17 protein-coding genes are annotated in these 24,661 nt (G+C 58.0%); all 17 read left to right on the top strand.

The annotated features are described in order from the left end of the window. Window positions 1-13: 13 nt before the first annotated feature. The 17 genes from tssE to IT895_RS02145 all read left to right on the top strand — a co-directional run bounded on the left by tssE (window position 14) and on the right by IT895_RS02145 (window position 24,653). Window positions 14-445 carry a type VI secretion system baseplate subunit TssE gene (tssE, locus tag IT895_RS02065; protein WP_085919048.1) on the top strand — a complete coding sequence of 144 codons (432 nt, stop codon included), beginning with the start codon at window positions 14-16 and terminating at the stop codon, window positions 443-445. Window positions 446-462: 17 nt separating this feature from the next. Continuing rightward, on the top strand, window positions 463-2,226 hold the full coding sequence (tssF, locus tag IT895_RS02070) for a type VI secretion system baseplate subunit TssF (RefSeq protein WP_199284556.1): 1,764 nt from the start codon (window positions 463-465) through the stop codon (window positions 2,224-2,226). Further along, window positions 2,190-3,212, top strand: a complete 1,023-nt coding sequence (tssG, locus tag IT895_RS02075) for a type VI secretion system baseplate subunit TssG (RefSeq protein WP_199284557.1) — start codon at window positions 2,190-2,192, stop codon at window positions 3,210-3,212. Before tssF ends, tssG begins: the two co-directional genes overlap by 37 nt. 3 nt (window positions 3,213-3,215) lie before the next feature. After that, on the top strand, window positions 3,216-4,592 hold the full coding sequence (tagH, locus tag IT895_RS02080; protein WP_085919045.1) for a type VI secretion system-associated FHA domain protein TagH: 1,377 nt from the start codon (window positions 3,216-3,218) through the stop codon (window positions 4,590-4,592). Further along, the gene (tssJ, locus tag IT895_RS02085) at window positions 4,589-5,128 is read left to right on the top strand and encodes a type VI secretion system lipoprotein TssJ (protein WP_085919044.1); all 540 of its coding nucleotides are present in this window, start codon (window positions 4,589-4,591) and stop codon (window positions 5,126-5,128) included. The genes tagH and tssJ overlap by 4 nt, the downstream gene beginning before the upstream one ends. Continuing rightward, complete coding sequence (gene tssK / locus IT895_RS02090; RefSeq protein ID WP_085919043.1) at window positions 5,128-6,462, top strand: type VI secretion system baseplate subunit TssK; 1,335 nt, start codon at window positions 5,128-5,130, stop codon at window positions 6,460-6,462. The genes tssJ and tssK overlap by 1 nt, the downstream gene beginning before the upstream one ends. 3 nt (window positions 6,463-6,465) lie before the next feature. Then, window positions 6,466-7,308 (top strand): type IVB secretion system protein IcmH/DotU, encoded by an 843-nt coding sequence (icmH, locus tag IT895_RS02095; RefSeq protein ID WP_085919042.1) that lies wholly within the window; start codon window positions 6,466-6,468, stop codon window positions 7,306-7,308. Between the two features lie 8 nt (window positions 7,309-7,316). Beyond that, window positions 7,317-9,932, top strand: a complete 2,616-nt coding sequence (gene tssH, locus IT895_RS02100) for a type VI secretion system ATPase TssH (protein WP_199284558.1) — start codon at window positions 7,317-7,319, stop codon at window positions 9,930-9,932. Between the two features lie 4 nt (window positions 9,933-9,936). Next, on the top strand, window positions 9,937-11,529 hold the full coding sequence (locus tag IT895_RS02105) for a sigma-54 interaction domain-containing protein (RefSeq protein WP_199284559.1): 1,593 nt from the start codon (window positions 9,937-9,939) through the stop codon (window positions 11,527-11,529). Further along, a complete protein-coding gene (gene vasI, locus IT895_RS02110; RefSeq protein WP_199284560.1) occupies window positions 11,526-12,179 on the top strand; it encodes a type VI secretion system-associated protein VasI in 654 nt (217 codons plus the stop codon). Before IT895_RS02105 ends, vasI begins: the two co-directional genes overlap by 4 nt. 12 nt (window positions 12,180-12,191) lie before the next feature. Beyond that, entirely contained in the window at window positions 12,192-13,649 is a 1,458-nt protein-coding gene (gene tssA, locus IT895_RS02115; protein WP_199284561.1) for a type VI secretion system protein TssA, read from the top strand. A 37-nt stretch (window positions 13,650-13,686) separates the two neighbouring features. Further along, on the top strand, window positions 13,687-17,328 hold the full coding sequence (gene tssM / locus IT895_RS02120) for a type VI secretion system membrane subunit TssM (protein WP_199284562.1): 3,642 nt from the start codon (window positions 13,687-13,689) through the stop codon (window positions 17,326-17,328). Next, window positions 17,321-17,908 carry a GNAT family N-acetyltransferase gene (locus IT895_RS02125; RefSeq protein ID WP_199284563.1) on the top strand — a complete coding sequence of 196 codons (588 nt, stop codon included), beginning with the start codon at window positions 17,321-17,323 and terminating at the stop codon, window positions 17,906-17,908. Before tssM ends, IT895_RS02125 begins: the two co-directional genes overlap by 8 nt. Window positions 17,909-17,969: 61 nt before the next feature. Further along, the gene (locus IT895_RS02130) at window positions 17,970-18,257 is read left to right on the top strand and encodes a type VI secretion system PAAR protein (protein ID WP_085919035.1); all 288 of its coding nucleotides are present in this window, start codon (window positions 17,970-17,972) and stop codon (window positions 18,255-18,257) included. Window position 18,258: 1 nt separating this feature from the next. Next, window positions 18,259-20,301, top strand: a complete 2,043-nt coding sequence (locus tag IT895_RS02135; RefSeq protein WP_199284564.1) for a type VI secretion system Vgr family protein — start codon at window positions 18,259-18,261, stop codon at window positions 20,299-20,301. Between the two features lie 3 nt (window positions 20,302-20,304). Next, on the top strand, window positions 20,305-21,201 hold the full coding sequence (locus tag IT895_RS02140; RefSeq protein WP_085919033.1) for a DUF4123 domain-containing protein: 897 nt from the start codon (window positions 20,305-20,307) through the stop codon (window positions 21,199-21,201). Beyond that, window positions 21,198-24,653: a toxin VasX gene (locus IT895_RS02145; RefSeq protein ID WP_199284565.1), complete on the top strand. Its 3,456-nt coding sequence runs from the start codon at window positions 21,198-21,200 to the stop codon at window positions 24,651-24,653. Before IT895_RS02140 ends, IT895_RS02145 begins: the two co-directional genes overlap by 4 nt. Window positions 24,654-24,661 lie beyond the last annotated feature (8 nt).

The raw sequence follows: 24,661 nt of genomic DNA on the forward strand, positions 1-24,661 counted from the left end.
GGACGGCAGGTCGATGGCAGCTAACAGCAACGGGGTATTAGGCACTCGCTTGTTCGAGCGCCTTGCTGCACCTCATCAACCGGTGAGGCAAGAAGAAAATGATCGGCTTGAAGATGTCGTTGAGTCGATCAAGCGCCATCTGGTGGAGTTGCTGAACAGTCATCCTGGAAACTGCACCTGCGCACCGGAATTGGGGCTGCTGGATTTTAACGATGCCACGATCGGCGTACTCGATCTGGAGCTCAGCGTCCAGCAGGCGATCCGGCAATGCATTGAGCACTTTGAACCGCGGGTAAAGCGCGTGGATGTTGAGGCGTTGCCCAGTGCAGGCGATCCATTGCAACTGCGTTTTCAAGTCCATGCCACCGTTGCGCTTGGGAAGGCGAGTGCCCAAACCACCATCGATCTGTTGCTTAACAACAAGCGTTATCAGTGTCTCAACTGATGGGCTGAGGGGCACGCATGCTCAATCGCTATTATCGAGATGAACTCAACTTTCTGAAGCGTCAGGGACGGGAGTTTGCACAAGCAAATCCAGGCCTGAGTCGCTTCCTATCTGAGCGCAGTACCGACCCGGATGTCGAGCGCCTGCTGGAAGGGTTTGCCTTTTTAACCGGTCGTATGCGTGAGAAAGTGGAAGACGAGTTTCCTGAGCTCACCCATTCGCTTATCAGCATGCTGTGGCCGAACTACCTGCGGCCCGTACCCAGCATGACGGTCGTGCAATTTACCCCAGCGTGGCATGCGTTAAGCCATCAGCAGCCCGTTGCAAGAGGCACATCACTTGCCAGTACGCCCGTGGAAAAGACCGCCTGTTTATTCCGCACTTGTCACGATGTAACGCTATACCCGCTAGCTCATAGTGGTGTGAGCGCGCGCCATACCCGTGAAACCTCGGTGGTCGAGCTGGCGATGGATGTGCATAGCGACCAGCCGATGGACGCCATGGGGATTGAGTCGTTGCGGCTGCATCTGGGCGGCGATGCCTATACGGCAAGAACGTTGTACCTATGGCTTAATCACTACCTGACCCGCGTCGAGCTGGACGTTGACGGCTGGCAGCAATCCCTGCCCACCAATGCACTTCAAGCGGTAGGTTTTGAGCGCGATCAGGCGCTATTGCCTTACCCCCGTAATGTGCATCAGGGCTACCGAATTTTACAAGAGTACCTCTGCTTTCCCGAGGCGTTTCATTTCTTCGATGTCACAAGGCTGAACCAGTACTTACCGTCAAAACCCGCGGAAAGGGTCACGTTGCGCTTTGAGTTTTCTCGCACTCTGCCGACGGATGTGCGGGTTCAGGATGAGCACCTGGCGCTTTATTGCACGCCCGCGATTAACTTGTTAAGCCACGATGCCGAGCCGATCGACCTGAGCGGTGAGCGTAGCGAGTATCGCCTGCGGCCCAGTACACGCTCACCGTCACATTATGAAGTGTTCAGCGTCGACAATGTTCACGGTTGGGTAGGGCGAGCAGAGACAGACCGGCAGGGCGAGCCTCGGCGTTACGTTCCCTTTGAAAGTTTTCAGCATCAAATGGAGCGCGACCGGGGGCGTGAAGCCCTCTATTACCGTTTACGAGTGCGTGACAGCCTGCGTAGTGATGGCTTTGACCACGATATTGCCTTTATGCGGGGCGACGAGCAGGCACACCTTGAAAGCCGTGAAACAATCTCATTGCAGCTGACTTGCAGCAATCGTGAATTGCCAGAGCAACTGACGGTGGGTGATGTTTGCGTGCCAACTGAGAACAGCCCTGCCTATGCCGACTTTCGCAATATCACCCGGCCGACGCCCGTGCTGCGACCCGCACTGGATGATGGGCTGCTCTGGATGCTGATCTCCAACCTGTCCCTCAACTACCTCTCGTTACTGGAGCGTGATGCCCTGTGTTCAGTGCTGCGAGCTTATGACTTTCGCGCGCTTGTCGATCGTCAAGCAGAACGCATCGCGCAAAAAAGATGGGCAGGCATCGTGGATATCGAAACACAGTCGGTTGATCGACTGCGCAAAGGCATGCCCATACGTGGCCTTCGCTCAGTGATGACGTTGGACCAGGACGCCTTTGGTGATGAAGGCAGTTTGTACCTGTTTGGCAGTGTGCTGGCGCGGTTTTTCTCTCTTTACGCCAGCATCAACTCTTTTCATGAGTTGCATGTTGTTAATCGACATAACCAAGAGCGCTACACATGGAGTTTACAGGCGGGGCAGCAGCCCCTGATGTAGCGCTAACGCCTCTCATTAAGGAGGCAAGACGTTACGAGTTTTTCCAGTTGGTTGAGCTCCTGCACCGTCATCATGGCGATGATTTAGAGCAGGGGCCTGGCGGTAGCGTGCCCTCACTGCAGCGCGTCCGCTTCAAGGCATCGGCTTCACTGGGCTTCCCCGGTAGCGATGTGCTGACCCTGGCGATGAACGAAAGTGGCCAGTACGAGATGAAGGTCAGCTTTATGGGGCTGCAGGGCGCCCAGTCGCCGCTCCCGAGCTATTACCTTGAAGCGCTGGCCCATGAGTCAGCGCATCAGGAAGGGGCGGCAGGCGATTTTCTGGATTTTTTTAATCATCGCCTGCTGACCCTGATGCACCGTAATTGGCGTAAATACCGCCACTACGTGCGTTACCAGGATGATGCCAAGGACGGGTTTTCAGCGGCGATTTTTGCGTTGGTGGGACTAGCCGACGGTGATCTGCGCGGCGAGACGCCGATCAACTGGAGCAAGATGCTGGCCTACGCAGGTCTGCTGGCGGGCCGCTCGCGCTCTCCCGACGTGGTATGCGGCATTGTCGGTCATTGTTTTGACCTGGATCAGGTAGAGGTTGATGAGTGGGTGTTGCGTTGGGTCGACATACCCCCCGACCAACGAAGCCGCGCGGGCCTTGCCGGTATGACCTTGGGCGAGGACGTGGTGGCCGGGGAGCGTGTTGCCGACGTCAAGGGCAAATTCGCGCTTTGCTTGCGGGGCTTGAGCCTCTCTCGTTTTAGAGACTTTTTGCCCGATGGTGAGGAGCATAATTCATTGAAAACACTGGTGAGTTTTGTGCTGCGTGAGCCGCTGGCCTATGACCTTGAACTTGAACTGTTGCCCAGCGCTGTCAAACCCATGCGTCTGGGGGATGGTGGTTCGTGTCAGCTTGGCTGGACCACCTTTGTCGACCCAGAAAGCGTTGATAACCCAAGTCGTCGCCGCGTGCGCATCCAAATGACGAGTTAAACCATGAATGCCATTCAGACCGATGCCATCACCTTGGTGGTTGTCAACAGTGAAGCGCTCGAAGGGCGCTCGACGAGCAGTTTCGTCTTCCGTGGCGGCGGTGGCACCTTGGGCAGCGGCACGCACGATAACTGGCTACTGCAAGACCATAGAGGGCGTATTCGGCCCGGCCACGCCGACATTACCAGAATTGACGGGAAATTTTGCCTCATCGATAGCAGTGGGCAAACCTTCATCAACCGCTCGACCTTGCCTTTGGGGCGTGGCCGGAAAGCAGCACTGCGTGACGGTGACGAGCTGCTGATCGGTGAGTACCGCTTGAAAGTGCATCTTGGCGATCGTCAGTCCTGGCAGCCTGGCGCGCACTCGCTCGCGACTCTGGTTGACGAGGAGCACGAAGACGTCACCGTCCATGGGTATGCGTCGCCGGTGGGGAGCCACGGTCCCAGTCGTGAGCAACCACAGCGCGAAGATCCTATTGAAGCGCTGGGCGGTGTCATCCCTGGATCGTTGCAGCACGACCCGATGGTGGCACTGGAAGACGATGCTCCCAGACCGGCCATGTTGGAATCGGTCGATACACTGCCCGTTTCCCAGCGCCATGAATATCAGCAATGGGCTCAACAAGAGCGCCGCCACGAAGCGGTGAGCCTGCCAGACATACCCTCTCTTAACGGCCAAAAAACGCACAGGAGCAATAACATGGATGAGCGGCAATTAGATGACCTGGAACGCTCGGTGGGTGAGCAATTGGAAGACCGTTGGCAAAAACCGACGACGCGCTCGCTAAGCCATGTTGGTGCTGACCCATTGCTGCGGGGATTGGGGATTGACCTGCCTTTTCGGGACAGTGAAGAGCAACAAGCTTTCCTGGAAGAAGCCGGCCAAACCCTGCGTGCTGCCATCGACGGGCTGCGGGTATTACAACAGACCCAAAATGACAGTAAGTACCCGCTACGTGACCGGCGCCTGCAACCGATCGAAGACAATCCGCTGCGATTAGGGCAGTCATTCGAGGAAACGGCTGAAACCATGCTGTCGGCGTCCCGCAGTCCAGTACACCTATCAGCTCCGGAAGCCGTGGCCGAGAGTCTGCGTCACCAAGGCCAGCATCAAGCGGCGGTCGAAGACGCCATTGGCCACGCATTGAGCGCCATTCTGGACGCCTTTTCCCCCGAGGCGTTGCTTAAACGCTTTCATGCCTATCGCGGCGCCGGAAATCGTATCGATAACGAAAGTGGCTGGGCGTGGGAAATGTATGACCACTATTACCGAGAACTGAATTCTGACCGGCAGCAAGGGTTTCAAAAGCTGTTTTGGGAGGTGTTTGAGCAAGCCTACGACCAGTCTGTGCGTCGCCAGCAGCGGGAGGACGCATGATTGCGCCTGGTATCGCAAGGCTTGTCGGACTGCTCTGCCTCACCTTGCTGCTGACAAGCTGCGCGTCGACTCGGGAAGCTACCAGTAAAGCCTGGCAGGTCATGAAGGACCCCGACATCCCGGTGGGTTATCCCGGTGATCAGCCTACCAAGGTTGACCTCAGCATGCTGGCGGAACCTGACGTGAACCCTAACGTGGAAGGCGAGGGGACACCGCTTCGCTTTCAAGTCCTGCAGTTGAAAGATGATTCAATGCTAATGGCAGCGGATTTAGGTCAACTGGAAAGCGACCTGGAAGAAACCCTTGGCACGAATTACCTGGCCCACGACGACTTTACGTTGCTGCCGGAGCAGTGGAAGTTCTACGCGCCCTTCGAGGTTGATGAAAACACTCGCTATATCGGGCTGATTGCGTATTACGCCTCCCCCAATGAGGCGGAATGGAAGAAGGTCGTCAAGGTGAAAAGCCGTGGCGAGCACTATCACCTGCTGGTTCACCTCCGTGACAGCGAAGTTGAGTTAAGGAAGGAGGGATAATGGCCAGCCGGAATCGTGTGGTGTGGAGCGAGGGCTTATTCATTAAGCCTCAGCACTTCCAGCAACAGCAGCGCAGCCTGGAAGGGATGTTGGATACGCGCTTAAAGGGGGTAAGCCATTATTTATACGGCTTTCTCTCGCTGGAACTCAATAATGAATTCCTCAGTTTTGGCCGCATCGCCATCAGTCGGGCAAGTGGCGTCATGCCCGACGGCGTGGCGTTTCACCTGCCAGGCGATGACGTTGAGCCCGCGCCGCTGGAAATTAGTGACGCCAGTATTACCAATCAGGTCGTGTACCTAGGCTTGCCGCTGGCAACCGATGGTATTGGCGAAGTGCGTTGGCCTGAAGACAACTTGCCGGCGCGCTACCGGTTATTGTCGCGCAGCGTGCGTGATCTTCACTCACAGGAGGGCGTGTCCACCGATATCAATGTCGCTCGGGTGTCGCCCCGCTTGCTGCTCGAACGCGATGACCGTAGCGGCTACGCCTGCCTCGCCGTTGCGCGCATTGTAGAGCGTCGCCCTGACGGCAGCCTGGTGCTTGATGAGCAGTTCTTGCCAACGCTGCTCAATGTGCAAGCGGCACCTGGGTTGCAGCGCTTTGTGGGCGAGATGGCCGGGTTGATGCGTGAGCGCGCGCGTAACATTGCCCAGCGCCTGTCAACCCCGCATCAGGCGGGCGTCGCTGACGTCTCCGATTTTATGTTGCTGCAACTGCTTAACCGCGCCCAGCCGCGTTTTCAGCACCTCGCTCGGTTGGGTCAACTGCACCCTGAGCGACTTTACGACACCATGCATGAAGTGGCCTGTGAACTTGTCACCTTCACTGACGAATCACGGCTGCCCCCAGAGTGTCCTGCCTACGACCACGATCACCCGGAAGGCGCCTTTCATCCGTTGATGAAAATGCTTCGCCAGGCGCTGTCGACGGTGCTCGAACCCCGTGCCGTGGCTATCCAGCTGCAGACACGACGCTATGGCCTGCTAGTGGCGCCGCTGTCTGACCTTAGCCTGATCGAATCTGCGGAATTCATCCTCGCCGTGCGCGCCGACATGCCCAATGAACGGCTACGCAAGCTGTTTTTACAGCAAACCAAGGTGGCGAGCGTCGAGCGAATCCGCGATCTCATCAGCCTTCAGCTACCCGGCATTCCGCTTGAGCCGTTACCGGTGGCTCCCCGCGAACTGCCCTATCACGCTGGCTATAGCTATTTCCAGCTCGACCGCCAAAGCGAGGCGTGGGGCATGCTCAACGGTGCCAGCGGCTTTGCTTTTCACGTCGCCGGTGAATTTCCAGGGCTGGAAATGCAGTTCTGGGCTATCAGGAGTTAAACCATGCAGCAGCTTGCCACCGATTCGCACAGCTTGAGCCGTTCCCAGGCACCTAATGACAGCGTGCGTCATGAGGATCTAATTAACGAGCGTGGTTTGGAGCATTTGATTCATAGCCACGCCGAGCAGCTTGATGCCGATGAGGATTATTGGTTCCGCTTGCGCGGGCATAACCTGAATCCTTTGGTTGATGCGGCCAGCAGCCTGCTGGGCATGGTGGTCAGGGTGCGGCAACTGGATGAAGCGGGCGATATTGAGCGCCTTTACCGTCAGGTTGTCGATGAAATCGCTGCCATTGAAATCGAGCTGACCGAGCAGGGTTATGACCGAGCCACGCTGCTCGCCTATCGCTACGTGCTGTGTTCGTTTATCGATGAGGCCGTGATGGGCATGCCCTGGGGGCGGCAAAGTAAATGGGCCGAACACTCGCTGTTGACCCGCTTTCATAACGAAACCTGGGGCGGTGAAAAAGTGTTTTCGATTCTTGCCCGCCTCCAGCAAGAACCCCAACGCTACCGAGACATGCTGGCGTTCATTTACCTGTGCCTGTGCCTTGGCTTTGAAGGTCGATACCGGGTGATGTCTCACGGTCGTGAAGAGTACGAGCAAGTTGTCAGGGCCTTGGGTGACCAGCTAAACAGCCTCGAGGAGCCAGGTGAAGAAGCGCTAACTCACCCCCTCGATAATGTCGTGCAGGGGCATCAACGCCGTTCAACGCATTTCCCTACCTGGGGCATCTTTGCGTTGTTTGGTATCGCCATGGTCGGCGTTTATTGGGGCTTTTCCTGGTCGCTGGACCAACAGGCGGCACAAATTACCTCGCTACTTAATCAACTTTACCGTTAGGAGAAACCATGCTCAGGGTAGAGCTACCAGCGCTCATTGGCCGTCTTAATACGATTGCTCGCCAAGGGCTAGAGCAAGCCGCGTTGCTGTGTGCGCAACAGCAGGCGCCCGAGGTGACGGTGGGGCATTTGTTGCAAGCCATGCTGGATCAGCCGCTGTGCGATGTGCGCATCATATGTGAACACCTGGATATGGATATCGCACCGTTACGTGCGCAGTTGGCGGAAGAAACACGCCCACCCCGCGAGGTAGAGGTGGCAACGCCGAGCTTTTCACCGCTTTTGGTCGAGCTGCTTCAAGATGCCTGGTTACTTGCCTCCACCGAGTATCAGCACCCAACCCTGCGAAGCGGCGCTGTATTTACCGCGCTGCTGCATAACCCGGAACGCTACCTGGGAGCAGGTGCGGTAAGGCTGCTGGCTGACATCAACCGGGAAAACCTGCGCCGCCACCTGGATCCGATAACCGCGGATTCAGCCGAAGCTCCCCAGGACGAGGCAACGGGGTTTCCACGCCAAGTACCCGCTGACGCTGACGACAGTGCGCTGGCACGCTTCGCTACCTCACTCACCGAGCAGGCGCGACAAGGCACGCTCGACCCTGTATTGGGGCGCGACCCTGAGATCGACCAGATGCTCGATATCCTGGGGCGTCGACGCAAAAACAACCCCATCGTAATTGGCGATGCCGGGGTCGGCAAAAGTGCTGTCGTTGAAGGTCTCGCGTCGCGCATTGTGGCCGGCCAGGTGCCTGCGGCGCTTGCCGATGTCGAGCTGCTCACGCTCGACCTTGGGGCCCTGCAAGCAGGGGCGGCTGTCAAAGGTGAGTTTGAAAAACGGCTTAAAGCTGTCATTGACGAGGTTAAGAACGCGGCGCGCCCCACGCTGTTGTTTATTGATGAGGCGCATACCCTGATTGGTGCGGGTAACCAGGAAGGCGGTGGTGATGCGGCCAATTTGCTCAAGCCAGCGCTGGCGCGAGGGGTGCTGCGCACCATCGCCGCCACTACCTGGCGGGAGTACAAGAAATACTTTGAAAAAGACCCGGCGCTCTCGCGGCGCTTTCAACCCGTTACGCTGTCTGAGCCCAGCGTCGATCAAGCCCTGGTGATTCTGCGGGGCTTACGGGATGTCTATGAACAGGCCCACGGCGTACTGATTGGCGACAGTGGCCTAAGAGCGGCAGCGGCCCTGTCCGCTCGCTACCTGGCCGGTCGGCAATTGCCGGATAAGGCGATCGACGTGCTGGATACTGCCTGCACGCGCCTGGCACAAACGCTTGATACACCGCCGCGAAAGCTTAGCCATTTGCAAAGCGAGCATACCGCAGCGCTGCGCGAACGTGATCAGCTAGCCCGTGAAACGCTGCTGGGCCGAGACGTCGACGTATCACGCCGTCAGGAACTCGACGAGCGTTTAGCCAACCTCGACGATGAACTGGCGACGCTGGAAGCGGCCTGGGGCGAGCAGCGTGAATGTGTCGATGCCATCGTCGCCTTGCACCGCCAACTACTCGATGACGGCAGTCATGCTGAAGACCCGCTTTCCTCTTCCCTGCACGCCGAGCTGGCGGCGCGTGAACAGCAGCTAGCCCAATTGCAGCAGACCTTTACCCTGGTCAACCCGAGCGTTGAAGAAGCGCAAGTTGCCCAGGTGATTGGCGACTGGACCGGCGTGCCGGTTGAGCGGATGACAAGCGATGAATTAACGCGTTTGACCGCGCTACCTGCCTACCTTGGTGACATGATTCAGGGGCAAGACGCTGCCATTGAACGTATCCACCGTCATCTACTGACCGCGCGTGCCGACCTGCGTCGCCCTGGGCGGCCGCTGGGTGCTTTCCTGCTCGTTGGCCCCAGCGGGGTCGGCAAGACCGAAACCGTGGTACAGATCGCCGACCAGCTGTATGGCGGTCGCCAGTTTCTTACGACGATCAACATGTCCGAGTACCAGGAAAAGCACACAGTATCCCGCCTTATTGGTTCGCCGCCCGGTTATGTCGGTTTTGGTGAAGGTGGGCTGCTGACAGAGGCGATTCGTCAGCGCCCTTATTCGGTCGTTCTGCTGGACGAAGTGGAAAAAGCCCACCCTGATGTGCTCAATCTGTTTTACCAGGCGTTTGATAAAGGCGAGCTGGCGGATGGGGAAGGCCGGTTGATCGACTGTAAGAACGTGCTTTTCTTCCTCACGTCCAATCTGGGTTATGAAACCATCGTCGCTCACCGTGATAACCCCACGGCACTCGACGATGCGCTCTATCCGCAGCTGGCCGACTTCTTCAAGCCGGCCTTGCTGGCACGTATGGAAGTGGTGACTTACTTACCACTAGAGGGCGATACCCTCCGTGCTATCGTCAATGCCAAGCTTGCCACCCTGGCGGCGCGCATCCGCGAACGCCACCGTCAGGCAGACGTGACACTGGATGATGCGCTGGTCGAGGCGATCTGTGCTCGGGCAACGCGCAGTGAAAATGGGGCCCGCATGCTGGAGTCGGTGATCGACGGCGAGTTGTTACCGCCGCTTTCCCGTGCACTGCTTGAGCGGATGGCGCGTCGTGAAAGCGTGGCTAGCGTTGTGTTGGGAGTCGATCCTGATCACGGCAGCTTTACGGCGGAGGTAGCCTGACACCATGACGTCTGCTGCCGATGCCACATCCACTGCCAAGAGTGCGTTATCAGCTGAACTGGCGGCTATGCCATTGGCATTGATGCTGGTGGAAAGTCGCTCAACGTCGATGTTGCGCCAGCGAGCAGCCCAACTGCTGCAAGACCAACTGGGGCTGGCATCGGCCGAATGCCTGTATATCGATGGCAGCGGCCGCTGGCTGGGGCGAGATGGCGATGAGGGGCAGTTTGATTGCAGCGATTTCAATCACCCCTATGCCCACGTCATTCGCAGCGGCAAAGCGTTGACCCTTAGCGTCGCCGATGCACGCACACGCCTGGATGATGCCACTTTCCAGCAACAGGTGGCCGCACTTGGCGCAGGCTCGTACCTGCACATCCGCCCCCTGCGGGCGGCGGACAAAGGCCGCGAATGGCTGGGGGTGATGGTATTGGTAGGCACCCAGTCAAGGGTACGCAGCCTGACGGAAGACCCCGGCATGGTGGCGTTTGATGCCTTGTTGTGCCGTGTATGGGCCCGATTGGCCCGGGAGCAGGGGGAGCGTCAGCGCTCACGCTTGCTGCAAGATTCGCTTGCCAAACTGAACGATGGTGCCCGTCGCCAGGCACTGGCTGATCAGCTCGCCGACGACCTGCTGGGTCAGTCGTCAGCCATGCAAGCACTGCGCCGGCATGTGGTGCGTGCGGCCGAAACAAATCTGGCAGTCCTCCTCCAGGGTGAAACTGGCACGGGCAAAGACCGGGTGGCTCGGGCTATCCATCAGCTTTCAGGACGGTCAAAAGGTCCCTTCATGGCGATTAACTGTGCCGCCATTCCCGAAGCGCTGCTTGAGTCAGAGCTTTTTGGCCATGCCAAGGGGGCTTTTTCCGGGGCCGACCAGGCCCGCGAAGGACTCATCAGCCAAGCGGATGGAGGCACGTTATTCCTTGATGAAATTGGTGATATGCCGTTAGCCCTGCAAGCCAAACTGTTGCGTGTGCTGGAAAGCGGCCGCTACCGACCGCTCGGGGCCAGTGAGGAACGCTGCGCGAATTTGCGCCTGGTGGCGGCCACGCATCAACCGCTGCGTGAACAGATTCGTGAGCAGCGGTTTCGCGCAGACCTTTACTACCGGTTAGGCCAGTTCCCTCTTGAATTGCCACCACTTTGCGAACGGCGCGACGATATTGCCACGTTAGCCCAGTCCTTTATTCGCGACTTTTGTGAACGCGAAGGACGGGACGAAATGGGCATTACCCCCGCCGCACTGCGCCTGCTGTATCGCCGCGATTACCCGGGCAACGTCCGCGAACTAAAAAACGTGATTGATTATGCCTGCGCCATGACGCCTCAGGGGGCCGATATCGACGCTTACCTGTTGCCGGGTGAACAAAGCGATCAAACCTCATCGGCATCGGAGGTGACGGAAGACGCTGGGTTCGCACTACCTGATGACATTGATGACCTGCGCCAAGCCCTGCGCGATGTCGAGTCCGCCATTATCCGTCAACGCTTGCGGCGGTTCGGGGGCAATCGTGCCCAGGTAGCAGAAAGCCTCGGTTTACCCAAGCGAACCCTGGCCCATAAATGCCAGCTATTAGAACTGGATACCAAATGAACACGATGTTGTTAAACCGCCACGTCTTAGCCGGTGGTTTGCTTTTGCTATTGACGCTATTAAGCCACCCCTCCCGCGCGGAAGGGTCCACAGCGTTGCTGGAAAATGCTCGGGCATGCGCCGAGGAGTCCTCCCGTTTAGAGCGCCTGAACTGCTACGACGCGCTGTTTAAAACGCCAACGCCAAGCGTCGACACCAGCGAATTGCCCGCGTTATGGCACGCCATTGAACGCCAGGAGGCGGCGCGCGCCGGCGACGACATGGGGTTGATCATACGCGAAGCGGGCAGCGACGTGCTGATCAGTGTGCCCGCATTAGGCACCACACCGCCCAGGCCCATCATGGTGATGGCCTGTGAAAAGCTGATTACCCGGTTTCAACTGCATATGCCGGTAGCCATAGATAGCGCCCGAGTGACGCTTGAGCTTACCGGTCATGGAGGCGTTATTGAGCAGCAGTGGCGGGTTCGTGACGGTGGGCAGGTGATTAGCGGCGGCCGCGGTTTGCCTGCCATCGATACCCTTCGCCAATTACTTAGTGCAGAGGAACTGACATTACGCAGTGATGAGAGTGCCTTGGACGGGCTGCGCTTTGATGTATCAGGCCTTCGTGAGGATATTCAACCACTGCGCAATGCGTGTCGCTGGTAAAGGAGTCACTCAATGCGCATCACCGTTGAAGATCATCTAACGCCCGTATTGGCTCCGCTGGACGTTAACGATGAAGGGCACCCCGTCGGCGAGCCGCTGGAAGACACCAATGACTATCTGGCGCTCGATGAAGAAATGATGAAGGTAGGCTCATTGCAGCATGCCCACGTTGACTGGGACACCGCTGAAACCCTTGCCGTGCGGATGCTGAGCGACAAAGGCAAGGACCTAAAGGTGTTGGGGCACTTAGTGCATTGCCTGCAGCACGGCGGGAATGGCGTGCGATTTGCGCTTTCGCTGCGGCTGCTTGCCCGCAGCGTTGACCAGCCCTGGTGGTCACAGGCTTACCCGTTCTCGGGCAGCCGGGGTGCCAAGCTACGTACCCGTTTATTTCAGCAGTTCACCCAGCGCAGCGTGAAGTTGGTGTCGAGCCTCGATTTTCACAACGCAGAGGATGAATTTGAGGCCTGTCGGGCATCGCTTGAAGAGCTCCAGCAGCAAGCAGAAGCGAACGCGTTGCCCGGGCAGAATCTGGATGAGCTGAGCCGACAATTGCTTGCCCAACGGCCGACAGCATCAACGTCCGCTGCCGAGACAACGCCGTCGGACAACACGCTGCCTGACCAGCCTGATGCGAATAGACAGTCGGCTACGACAACGCAGCCCTCTTCAGCCAAAGCGCCTGAGCTGCGCATGGAAGCCGGAAACGAGCGCTCGAATCGCCAAAGCTTGTTGAAGATGGCCGATTTCCTGCTCGAGCAAACCCCTGGTGAACCTTTGGCCTATCGATTGCGTCGTTTCGCGATCTGGGGCGCGATTCAGGCACTTCCCAATGCCAGGGAGGACGGTAAAACCGAACTGGCGCCTGTTTCAGCTGACCGGGTTGCCGATTACCGCGACGCGATTGCGCGGGGAAGCGATCACGACCTGTGGGAGCGCATTGAGAACAGTCTGACGTTGAGCCCTTATTGGCTGGAAGGCCATCGCTTGAGCGCAGGGGTTGCGAAACAGTTAGGGCACCCCCGCTGCGCCGAGGCGATTCGTGAGGAAGCCCAGCGCTTTTTGGAGCGGTTATCGGGTATCGACACCCTGGCCTTTAATAACGGGGTGGCATTTATTGATGATGAAACAAAACGGTGGTTGTTCAGCAGTTCGCAGGGTGCGGGATCATCGAGCGACGGTGGGGAAGCTTGGCAGGCAGGCTTGCAAGAGGCTCGCGATGCCATGGCGGATGGCAATGTCGGAGCCGCGTTAAAAGTGCTTGATCAAGGATTGAGTCGTGCCCGCTCGCCACGTGATAGCGCCTATTGGCGTTTGGCAAGCGCAGATTTGTTACATGAAGCGGGACTGGAAAGTCTGGCTCAGCAGCACTACCGAACGCTTCACCAAACAGTCACGGCGCTGGCGCTAGAGCAGTGGGAGCCGACATTGGTCTCGCGGCTGGAAGCCGCACTCAATGCATCGCACTGACGATATCGTTAATACAAGGGACGAGGGATAAAGGCTAATGTGGTCAACGTTAAAATCAAAGCTGGGCCGCTGGGTGCCGGGCCTATCGAGAGCACAGACCGCGCACAATAGTGCCAAGGCCAAGAGCAACAAGGCAAAAGGACTGTTACGGCTTTCAACGCTGCTTTGGGCGCTGCTGGTGGTGGCGTTATTGATTGCCATTTGGTGGCTGGGGCCACGCTGGGAGGTCTTTGGCGTAACGCCCCTGGCCCCGCTGACCAACCGCTTGCTGGCGACGTTGGCCATCGTCACCGTGGTCGTCGTGATCTGGGGGGTACGCCTTGCACGGCGGTTACGCTCGTTGAATGACGAGCGTGAGCAGGAAGAGGCTCGCCAGCAAGACCCGGTGATGCTCCAGGTGGAGCGTCAGGAAACGGCACTCAACAACGTTCTGAGTGAAATTACCGCCAACCTGGGCGGGGGTGACAGTAGCCGATACCGCTTGCCCTGGTATCTGGTCATGGGGGTAGAGAATGCCGGCAAAACCAGCCTTATCAACCGCTCTGGCCAGAACTTTGCGTTGACCCATGTGATGAAAGCCTCGGGTCAAAGCACCAAACAAGGGCATCTTGGCTTTGACTGGTGGATCGGTGACCAAGCCGTACTGATCGATCCTGACGGTGAATTGCTCACCCAGGGCGCGATGGAAGGCGGCGAGCCCCAAGCGCTTCAGAGTCGGTTGTGGGACCACTTTGTGGAGTGGTTGGAACGTAATCGTGCCCAGCGGCCACTCGATGGCGTTGTTCTGGTGCTCGATCTCGCTCGTTTAAGCCATGCCCAGGTCGCCGTGCGCAAGGCCTATGCGGCACTGTTGCGCACCCGGCTGCGTGAACTCATGGAACGTCACGGCACGCGACTGCCGGTGTATGTCACCTTCAGTAAAATGGATTTGCTGCATGGTTTTGACGACTTTTTCCGGCATTACTCCCGCGCCGCCCGCAAAGCTCCGCTGGGTTTTACGTTTACCCCTGCCTCAATGGAAACCCAAGGGAAGTGGGAAGCCGAATTCGAAGCCGAGTACGACGAAATGCTTGCGCGTCTGAACAAGCAACTGCCCACCATGTTGTCGGAATGCCGAGACCGGGAAGAGCGCGAGTCCGTATTCCGTTTCGTGCGTCAACTGGCCGGGCTTCGCGATGTGCTGCTGGGCTTTTTGACCGAGTCGCTTTCCAGCGATCGTTTCTCGACGGCCGCCATGGTGCGCGGTACCTACTTTACCTCGGTCTATCAGCAGGGAGTGCCCGAAGACCCCTTCGTGGGTGCCGCTGCTCGCCGCTATGGCATGGATGAAAGCGTTCAGCCCGCTCACCGGGCGACGCGCAGCGCCCTCTATTTTACCGAGGAACTGTTCGAAAATATCATTTATCCCGAAGCGGGGCTGGCGGGTGACAATGCCCGCGTGACCCGGCAGCGTCGCCGCACGCGCAATATAAGCCTGGCGGCCTGCCTGATCATGGGCGTGGTCCTGGTGGGGGGCTGGACGCATTTTTATCAGAAAAACAGCGTCTCCTTATCTGCCGTGGAAGCCCGTGCCGAAACCTTTCTGGCCACTGATCCTGAGGCTTTCAGAAGTGATGATCCCACCGGTTATGAACTGCTGGAGCCGCTTGATCGTTTACGCAGCGCGCTGGAAACCTTCGATGAATACCGTACCCATACCCCGTACCTGGCAGACATGGGGCTGTATCAGGGGCATGTCATCGGTGCTCAGGTAGAGCGTGCCTACGTGGCGATGCTTGAGCATCAATTCCTGCCCGCCTTGATGATCGGCATCATGGATGACATGAACCGCGCCGAGGCAGGCAGCAATGAAAAACTCGCCCTGCTGCGCGTGCTGCGCATGATGTCCGACGCCAGCGGTCGTCAGCCAGACCGGGTGATGCGTTTCATGGCGCGGCGCTGGCAAGGCGACTTCCCCCAGCAGGGTGCGATCCAGGAGCGCCTCCTTGATCACCTTGACTTCGCCATGGCCCATACCGATCTGGAAGGGCATATCGCGGATGGCAGCCAGCGAGCCAAGCAGGCGATGGAGCCACTCAGGGGCAGCCTGGTCGCCGCTCAGGAGGAACTGTCACGCCAGCCGATCGATGAGCGCGTGTATGAGGCATTGAAAACAGCGGGAAGTCGTGAAGGTGACCCCTTGGATCTACGGCGGCGTGTGGGCACGCTGTTTGATACCGTTTTCATGGCTCGCAACGACAACCCGGACCATGTGACGCTACCGTATTTGCTCACGCGTGAGGGTTTTGAGAACTACTTTTTACAAGAGTTGGAGCATGCGACTGAGTTAGCGCTCATCGATGCGTGGACGCTGGGTCAGCGGGACGACATCAACTTCAGCGACGCTGATAAACAGCAGTTGAAAACCGCCCTGCGTGAGCACTATGTCAGTGACTACCATGTCAGCTGGCGCGATGCTCTGCGCGATACCCAACTGGTTCCCCTGCCGGATATTCATCAAGCCATTGTGGTGGCCGACGCCCTGGTGGGTGCCAAGCGTCCACTGGATCGTTTGCTATCGGCCGTTGAGCACAACACAAGCCTTTATCCAGAGCTTCCAGAAGACGATGAAAAAGCGCGTGAGGCATTAAGGCACTCCCCGCGCTATGAACTCGCTGCCCAGATTGAACAGCCTTTCACACCCATCAATCAACTCAGCGAAGCCCGCGATGATAATCCGTCTTCACTAGAGGAAATCAAGGCGGCGGTCACTGAGCTACGCGACTATCTGCTGGATATTGAAGAATCCGGTGACGCCGGTCGTGCTGCCTTTGTGAACGTGCGTGATCGTCTATCGCTGCGTGGTGATGACCCCATCAATAACCTGGAAAAAATAGCCGAAAACACGCCTCAGCCGGTGGGTGGCATGCTGCAAGATTTGGCCGACCAAAGCTGGCAGCTATTGATGGCCAGCGCCACTCGCCACCTCGAACGCCAATGGCTTGATGATGTCGTGGCACCCTACCAGGAGCGCCTGGCCGGGCGTTATCCCCTGGTACCCAATGCAAGCCGGGACGTGTCGCTGAGCGATTTCGAGGACTTCTTTGCGCCCGACGGCACCTTGGATGCGTTCTATCAAGATAACCTCAAGCCTTTCATTGAGGGCGCCCCCGAGCATCTAGTGGACGCCCAGGGTAATTCGATACTGCGTGACAGCGTGCATAGCGCGGTTGACCAGGCCGAGCAGATTCGGCGTGCTTACTTCAGCCGGGATGGTGCCCTGGACGTTGAGTTTGCCCTCGAACCCATCAGCCTGAGCCCCGATAAACGGCGAAGCGTGATTAGCGTGGATGGCCAACTGATCGAGTATGCCCATAGCCCCAGCCAGCGCGTGTCGATGGTATGGCCCAACTCGCTGCGGGGTGGAACGGAGAGCCGTGTCACGATGGTGCCCAGTGAGGTCAACCGCTCGCCTCGCAGCATGACACGGGATGGCGCCTGGGCATGGTTCCGCCTGCTGGAACAGGCCGATATCACCAACGTTGGCGAGCGAGAGCTGGAACTGCGCTTCAACGTTGACGGCGGCACGATGCGCTATCGCCTGTTTGCCAACGGGGCGCCCAATCCCTTTACGCGCTCACAGGTGACAGGCTTCCAACTGCCGTCAGCACTCTATGCGGAGCGAGATAACGATGCTTAAGCAACTTAAGCAGCTGTTTACCTCGGGTAATACCCGGCCCGCTTCGCACCCTGCGCGTCAAGGTGTGAAGCGTGCCCGCCCGTTAGAGTCGGCGCGCGATGAGGATATCGATAAGTTTCTCGAAGCGGTCTACCAGGCAGATGCCAAGGGGCATTCGCCCTGGGTGCTACGTGATAACAGCGTGCTTGAAACATTGCGCCGCGCACTGGAATTCACCGTTCACCGTGGCCTATGGCTCCAGCAAGTGGAGGGCCAAGTGGTGCATTGGCAGGGGCGCCTGCTAGCACTGCATCTTGGCGAGGGCCCCCCGCTGGGTATGGTACTTGCCTGCCGGCCCGATGATGAGGCCGCTTGGCAGCTGCGGTTTTTCTACATCAGCCAGGAGTGGAAAGGCAGTGGTCATGGCACGCGGCTATTGAGAGCCGTACGCCGCAGCTTGAATGGCGTACCGCTGCAAACACGCCTGCCGGTTTCTTGCCACTCGGCCATCGATAGCCTCGAGGCAGCGGGGTTCAGCCGCCAATACGTAGATGCCTTCGACGTCGCCAGCTATGAAGCGCCTGCCATGTGGGATGAATGAGCGGGATAAATGAGCAGGGCGACCAAGCACGAATAAGCAGGATTGCAAAAGGAGTAGCGCAATGGGCCAGAAATTTGTACTCGTCGGTGACATGGGGACCGACCACGATGGCTTTCCACCGACACCGGTCACTGCAGGCAGTGGCACGGTGGTGATGGACGGCAAACCAATCGCCCGCGTGGGTGACCCTCTGGCACCACATGACAAACCCGACCATCCGCCACACCCACGGGCCATCGCACAGGGTTCAAGCACTATTTTAATCGATGGCAAACCGGCTTCACTGACGGGCCACGCGGTGGATTGCGGCGGCGTGGTGATTGGCTCTGGCTCAGGGGAGGGCAGTTGATATGACAAGCACAGGTCTGCAATTCACCCTAACGCTCCCCGGTGTTGACGACATCGCGGTGATTGACTTTACCCACCGCGAAGCGCTCTCCCAGCCTTTCGAGCTGGCGCTCAACCTGGCCAGCCGCGATGGCAGCCTGGATGCCGCCGACCTCCTGGATCGCGAAGCCACCCTGACCATCTGGCAGGACGGCGAACCGCTACGCCGGGTGCACGGTATCGTCAGCGAGTTTGGCCGGGGTGACCGCGGCCACCGGCGTACCTTCTACTCCCTGGTACTGCGCCCCGCTCTTTGGCGGCTTTCACTGCGCCACAACTCGCGCATCTTCCAGAAAGTCGACCCGCTCACCATCATCAATACCCTTTGCGATGAGCGAGGCATTCGCGGCGTGGTCTTTGCGGTCACCCGCGAGCTTGCCGAGCGCGAGTACTGCGTGCAGTACCGTGAGACCGACCTTGCCTTTATCGAGCGCCTGGCCGCCGAAGAAGGCCTGTTTTACTTTCATGAGTTCGAAGATAGTGCCAACGGCGCCCATCGGCTGGTGTTTGCCGATGACCCGCAGGTACTGACCCATCTCGGCGAGCGCACGTACCACAGCCGTGCCGGGGGCACTGCGCCCACGCGCCATGTACGCAAGCTTAGCCACACCGCCCGGGTGGCGAGTTCGTCCGCCACGCTCAAGGATTACAGCTTTAAAAATCCCGCCTACGCTCAATTGCACGACCACCTGGGGCGGGACGTCGAGCAGCACGGCCAGCAAGTGGATTACGAACACTACGACTACCCCGGCCGCTACAAGCAGGACGCCTCCGGCGAGCCCTTTACCCGTATCCGCCTGGAACAGCTACGCCGGGAATCCATCACCGCTAGCGCCGAAAGTGACCTGTCCGAACTCGCCCCCGGCCTGCGCTTTACGCTGACGGATCACGATACTGATAGCCTCAACCGCGACTGGCAGGCCATCAGTGTTCTTCACCACGGCGAACAGCCCCAGGCGCTGGAAGAAGATGGCATCACCCAGGGTGACGCTGCCGGTATGACCCGCTACCATAATCAGGTAACGCTGATCCCCGGCGATGCGCCCTGGCGGGCCACCCCCAACCCCAAACCCCGCGTCGATGGCCCTCAGGTCGCCTTTGTGGTCGGCCCCGACGGCGAAGAGATTCACTGCGACGAACACGGCCGGGTCAAGGTCCAGTTCCCCTGGGATCGCTACGCTGAACCCAATGAAACGGCAAGCTGTTGGGTACGGGTCGCTCAGGGCTGGGCAGGCGGCGGCTACGGCAGTATTGCCATTCCGCGCATCGGCCACGAAGTGATTGTCTCCTTCCTGGAAGGCGACCCCGACCAGCCGCTGGTCACCGGACGCACCTACCACGCGGTCAATACCGCGCCGTACCCACTCCCCGAGCACAAGACCCGCACGGTGCTGCGCACCCAAAGCCACAAGGCAGAAGGCTTCAACGAGCTGCGCTTTGAAGACGAAGCGGGCGAAGAGCAGATCTGGCTCCACGCCCAGAAAGACCTGGAGCTACTGACGCTCAATGATCGCACCGAAGAAATCCGCCGCGACAGCCACCTCAAGGTGCACAACGACCGCATCAGCGAGATCGATAACGACGATCACCACACGGTGCATAACAACCGCCATACGAAGGTCGACGGCGACGACCACCTGATGATCGACGGCACCCGCCACGAAAAGATCGGCCGAGCGCACCTGATGGAAGCCGGGCAGGAAGTGCACCACAAGGCAGGCATGAAGGTAGTGATCGAAGCAGGCGCGGAAATCACCCTCAAAGCCGGCGGCAGCTTTCTGAAAATCGACCCCAGCGGCGTCACCATTGTAGGTCCACAGGTCAAGATCAACTCCGGCGGCAGCCCAGGCAGTGGTAGCGGGCAAGCTGCGCAGGGGCCGCGGTTGCCGGAGGAGGTGGAGGCCGCTCCTCAGTTCACCAGAGTTGAGCCGCCACGACAGGACGCCGCACTTAGACAGGAAATGGCATTAACTCAGCCCTGCACGCCTCTGGATAACCAGGAGTAAGGCATGGAAGGGTTGCGGGCCATTTCGTCTCCAGTGCATGTCAACGATCACTGGCTAAATCGTTATCTGGTACTGGACGGCCTCCAGCTGGAGCCGTTGGAAAGATGGCTTTATGAGCAGGTTGAGTCCCCTACTTACGAACCGCTTTATTTGGGTACGCCGCTGGAGGGGTGCCGGGGCATTTCGCCGTGTTTGGTTCAACTTCAGGATAACGATCCTCTCTGGAAGCGCTTTCTGGAGAGTGGCGTGGAGGGAAAGTGGGGATGGGGGTTCGCAAGCTCAGCCGGGTTTGACGAGCTGCTACAGCACTTACGATGGTTACTCTTCGTTGAACACCCATTGGAAGGGGAAAAAATCCTGCGAGTGGCGTCGGCGGATGTCATGAGGCTTCTTCTCAGTGCGGAAATGTCACCCCAGCAAAGTGAATTACTGGGAGATATGGAAACCGCTTGGTTCCCGGTGAATAAGCATGGCGAGGTGAGCTGGTATGAGGTTGCCAATGAGCGTACGGAGCGTTCTCAGCGCGAGGCAAGCTTTCAACTGCAGCAGGCACACCTAGATGCGCTAAGCCACATTGCTTGGGAGCGCTTTGCTGAAGAGCTGTCTACTCACCTCGACACCTTTTTTTCCTCTGGCGTGTTTTTGAGTGCGCATGGTGGCTCCCACCTTGCCGCAGAAAGAGTTATCCACCTGACGAGAGAATTGGGATTTACGGGTCGGCGAGCACATTACTACATGGCCAATATTCTGGGCGCGCATGGAGAGCAGGCACTGGATGATCATGTCATGCCTGATATGGCGGCCTTACTTCAACGACCTGACCAACGAGCGCCAATGGAACGATTGAAAGCCGCAGCGGAGGCGTCTTCGCGGCTCATGAATACGGAGAAACAAGTATGAGCGACTCCATGACGGAAGCGCAGCGCGTTGCGGAAAGCCAGCCAGACAATGATCCAGGCCAGGCGCAGGGGCAATGTCCATTAACGCGCACCGATCTTCAATTGGTACCTGTGCGATACGCGATTGCCGAAGCCGATGAAGCGGATCTTGCGGCTGCGCTACCAGGGTTTTCTCCAACCCATGAGGGTACGTTTCGCCGCTCAGGTATTCGACCCATTCGCAGTGGCTGGCTTTATCTTGTCCACAGCCTAATGCCCGATGAAGTACAGGTGTTCAAGGTAGAGCCAGACGGAAGTGGCGACCCCGTCGTCATCAAGCGAGAAGGCTCGGTACAGGTGCTCTATAGCCCTCTTGAACTGACACCTCTGCATGTTTCCATGTTGCGCCAGGAGGCATTTCGCGACTTGGTCATGACCCGCGTAAATGTGGGCGCTTATTGCCCAGGGAATGGTACGTCACACCTACTCAACCCTGACGATATAGCGAGTGCTTTAGCCGATGACGTCGGCGACCATCGACGTACCCCGGAGGCCCCCGAGCCATCAGGTGAGCAAAACCAGTTGGATACAGGTAGCTATGCATGGTGCGAGGCTGAGGGAAGCGATAAAGAATGGCAGCTTGCAGGGGCCAGTAGCATAGTGGAGGCTATAACGAGCGAGTATAAGCAAGATAGCGCTTGTTTAATCGTTGAAGATATCCCCGGGCGGTTAAAAGATTTATCGCAGGCGTGGGCATGCCATGCCGAGCAGCAAGGGAACTGGCATGATAACTACCAAACCGAAAACTTTGCTGCGCGCACGATTGATGGTTTTATGCGCCTGGATTTTTCTCCACATGCCGCTAATGCGGGCCAAGGCAATATTCCTGAATGGTTAGGCAATGCCGAGAATGATGACCAAGCTGATCTACGCGAATTGGCAGATCTATATGAAAAGCGCCGTGAAAGGGAAGAAGAAGTTGCTGCAAGTTCGGGCGGGCACCCCGGTTTTATCGGGGGCGCATTACAACCTATTGACGAAGATATTGATGCCCTGAGCGAACACCTTGCCGAACGGCTTGGCACGGAGTCTGAAGCGGTAAAAGCGTTTGTCGAGCAAAGCGAACAGGCCCACTTTAACGAAGTGATTGGCGGAAACTACGCTTTAGCCCCCAATGGCATTGTCGATGTTATTCGTCAGCAGGAATTGCAAGACTTTCTAACGTATGCCAACGGGCTTGAAGAGGGTTGGCAAACCGCTTATCGGGAGATAGGGCAGGATTTGGCTGGCTTATTACCTGTATGGCACAACTATGCACTGCTGCTGGATCGAGAAGACGAATTACACATCAGCTTCACCAGTAAGCTGGAACATTGCGCGGTGGAAACCCTGGCCCTGTGTGGGCAAGGAGACTTCCTGTCTCAACACTATATGGGGGATGTTCCCACCACGGCCCATCTGCTCCACTTTCAGCCGACTGACACCTTTATTGAGACCTTTCTGACTGAGCTGGGAGGCCCGCAAAAAGCCTTAACGCAGGCGGCGGCACTGATGGCCGCCGCTGGCGCGTTAGGAAACTACCAAGCATGGCAGGGCACTATCGAGCAGCAAACAGGTCTGCGTTTTCGTAGCATCGCGGGTCTTAGCGACGAAGTCGCTGCAGATATTGCCGGAGAGGTCTATTTCAAAGAAAAGATGCTCGGTGAAGCGGTGATCAAGACATTGCTGGATGATGCGCAGCAAATGGAACTACCACAACGCTTTGCCAATATGGCCGGCATGTTACCCGAAGGCCAGCGGCTGATGTTTGTTGAGCGCCTGGGGCTGCTGGAAATGGGCTGGGACATACCCGACCAAACGGTGCTAGGGAAGTTACAGCAAGCCATCACCAAGGCAGAACGCTCCTTATCACAGCTTCGGCGGTTGGAGCAGGAATTGGAGCGCTATTACCAGGAGCGGGAGGCAGAGATAAAACAAGCTTCCAGGCGAGGAACAAGCCAAAGCCATCGCCGCGCTGCTGATCAATACCACGCCAACAATATCCGCAACAAAGCCTCGGAAATCAAACAGCAAAAGCAGTTGGTCAGCGAGGCGTTGGATGACCTGGCAGAACATAGTTTTCCTGCCAGTGAAAACGGTTCGCATGCGCTAAAAGTGGGCGGTTTGAGTCAGGCGGCGACGCGAGCCGCGCTGGCCGAGCGCACTGCTTTCAAAGAGATAACCAACCAGCCCCGTGAGACGATGCGCAGCACGCTGGATACCCTGATACGTAACGAGCAGAACGACGTATCGGTAGCCCGTGCGATGGGTGTCTTGGTGAATGGTAGTTTGTCAGCTTTAGGCGCTATCGCGGCATGTGTGGCGATGAAAGAATTGATTGAAGCAGGCCGCGGCCATGATCGGTTTCTAGAGTATCTTGGTAATACTGTTTCTCAAGGCTTTGCTACTGCAGCGGCCATGATGGCAATGAGGGAAATGCTAGTCGATGCCCGCCATCGCAAACTCTATGAAGGGCGTGCCTTCCAGCAAGTTGCCCAGACTGAACTGAGGGCGACAGCGGGTAGTCCTGCGCAGTTAGAACGGTGGGCGCGAGTGGCCAACAAGGCTATGGGGGCTGTTGCTTGGTTAGGGGGCTTTGCTGGGTTGTTTGAAGCTATTAGGCAGGCTCAAAAGGTGGGCCGCGCCGAGACGCAGGCCGAGCGCTTAGCCTCTCAAGTAGCGCTGGTAGGAGCGTCAGGGACAGCCTTAGGTGGCACCTTCTTGGGCGGTATGGGGCTTGTTGGCAAAATATTGGGTGCCCCTGCGGCACAGTGGCGGCTGTTATTGCTGAAGTTTGCCGGGCCTGTTGGCTGGTTCGTTGCGGCCAGCACTTTGCTGCTGGTGGTGGGGGATTTATTGGCCAGCCGCTTCTCGTTGAGCCCGGTGCAGCAATGGTGCCAGCGCTCCTACTGGGGGTTGAGCAGCGAATATGCAAGCTTGGAAGAACATGAGCAGGCGCTGGGCAAACTGAGCGGTAGTGATCCCGTGGTAGAGCGTCAAGGAGTAGCCGCAGCCCATGCAGGCCCGGGGCCTGGCCCCGCCCCCAGCGATCTCGCATTTCGGGTGACCCTGCCGGGCGGCCAACTGCCCGATGAGGAAAATTTCTCGTTTGGCCTTTGGGGCGTACCCATGAGCGGTGATCATGAAGAACTTACTCAGGATGTTTTGTCCTATTCCCATCAGGCTTCTGAAAAGGAAGGTGCAGGGGGCACTTATCACTTTGCGCCCGAAGCACTGAGCCAGTTTTACTTTGTGCGGCTGGTGGTGCGCTTACGGCTCAACGGCGAATCCTCCACCCAGGTTTACGAGTTGCATCGCCGTGGCCGTTCCATTTCCAGCGATTGGCATCGCGTGGAAGCCCTGACGGACGGTTTTTTCAGTAGCGTTAAATTAGGTACCTGGCCCAGCATGCCGCTGACCCCCTGGTCACCCTGAACAAGGAT

The sequence above is a fragment of the Halomonas sp. A40-4 genome, assembly GCF_015767635.1.
Lineage (GTDB): Bacteria > Pseudomonadota > Gammaproteobacteria > Pseudomonadales > Halomonadaceae > Vreelandella > Vreelandella janggokensis.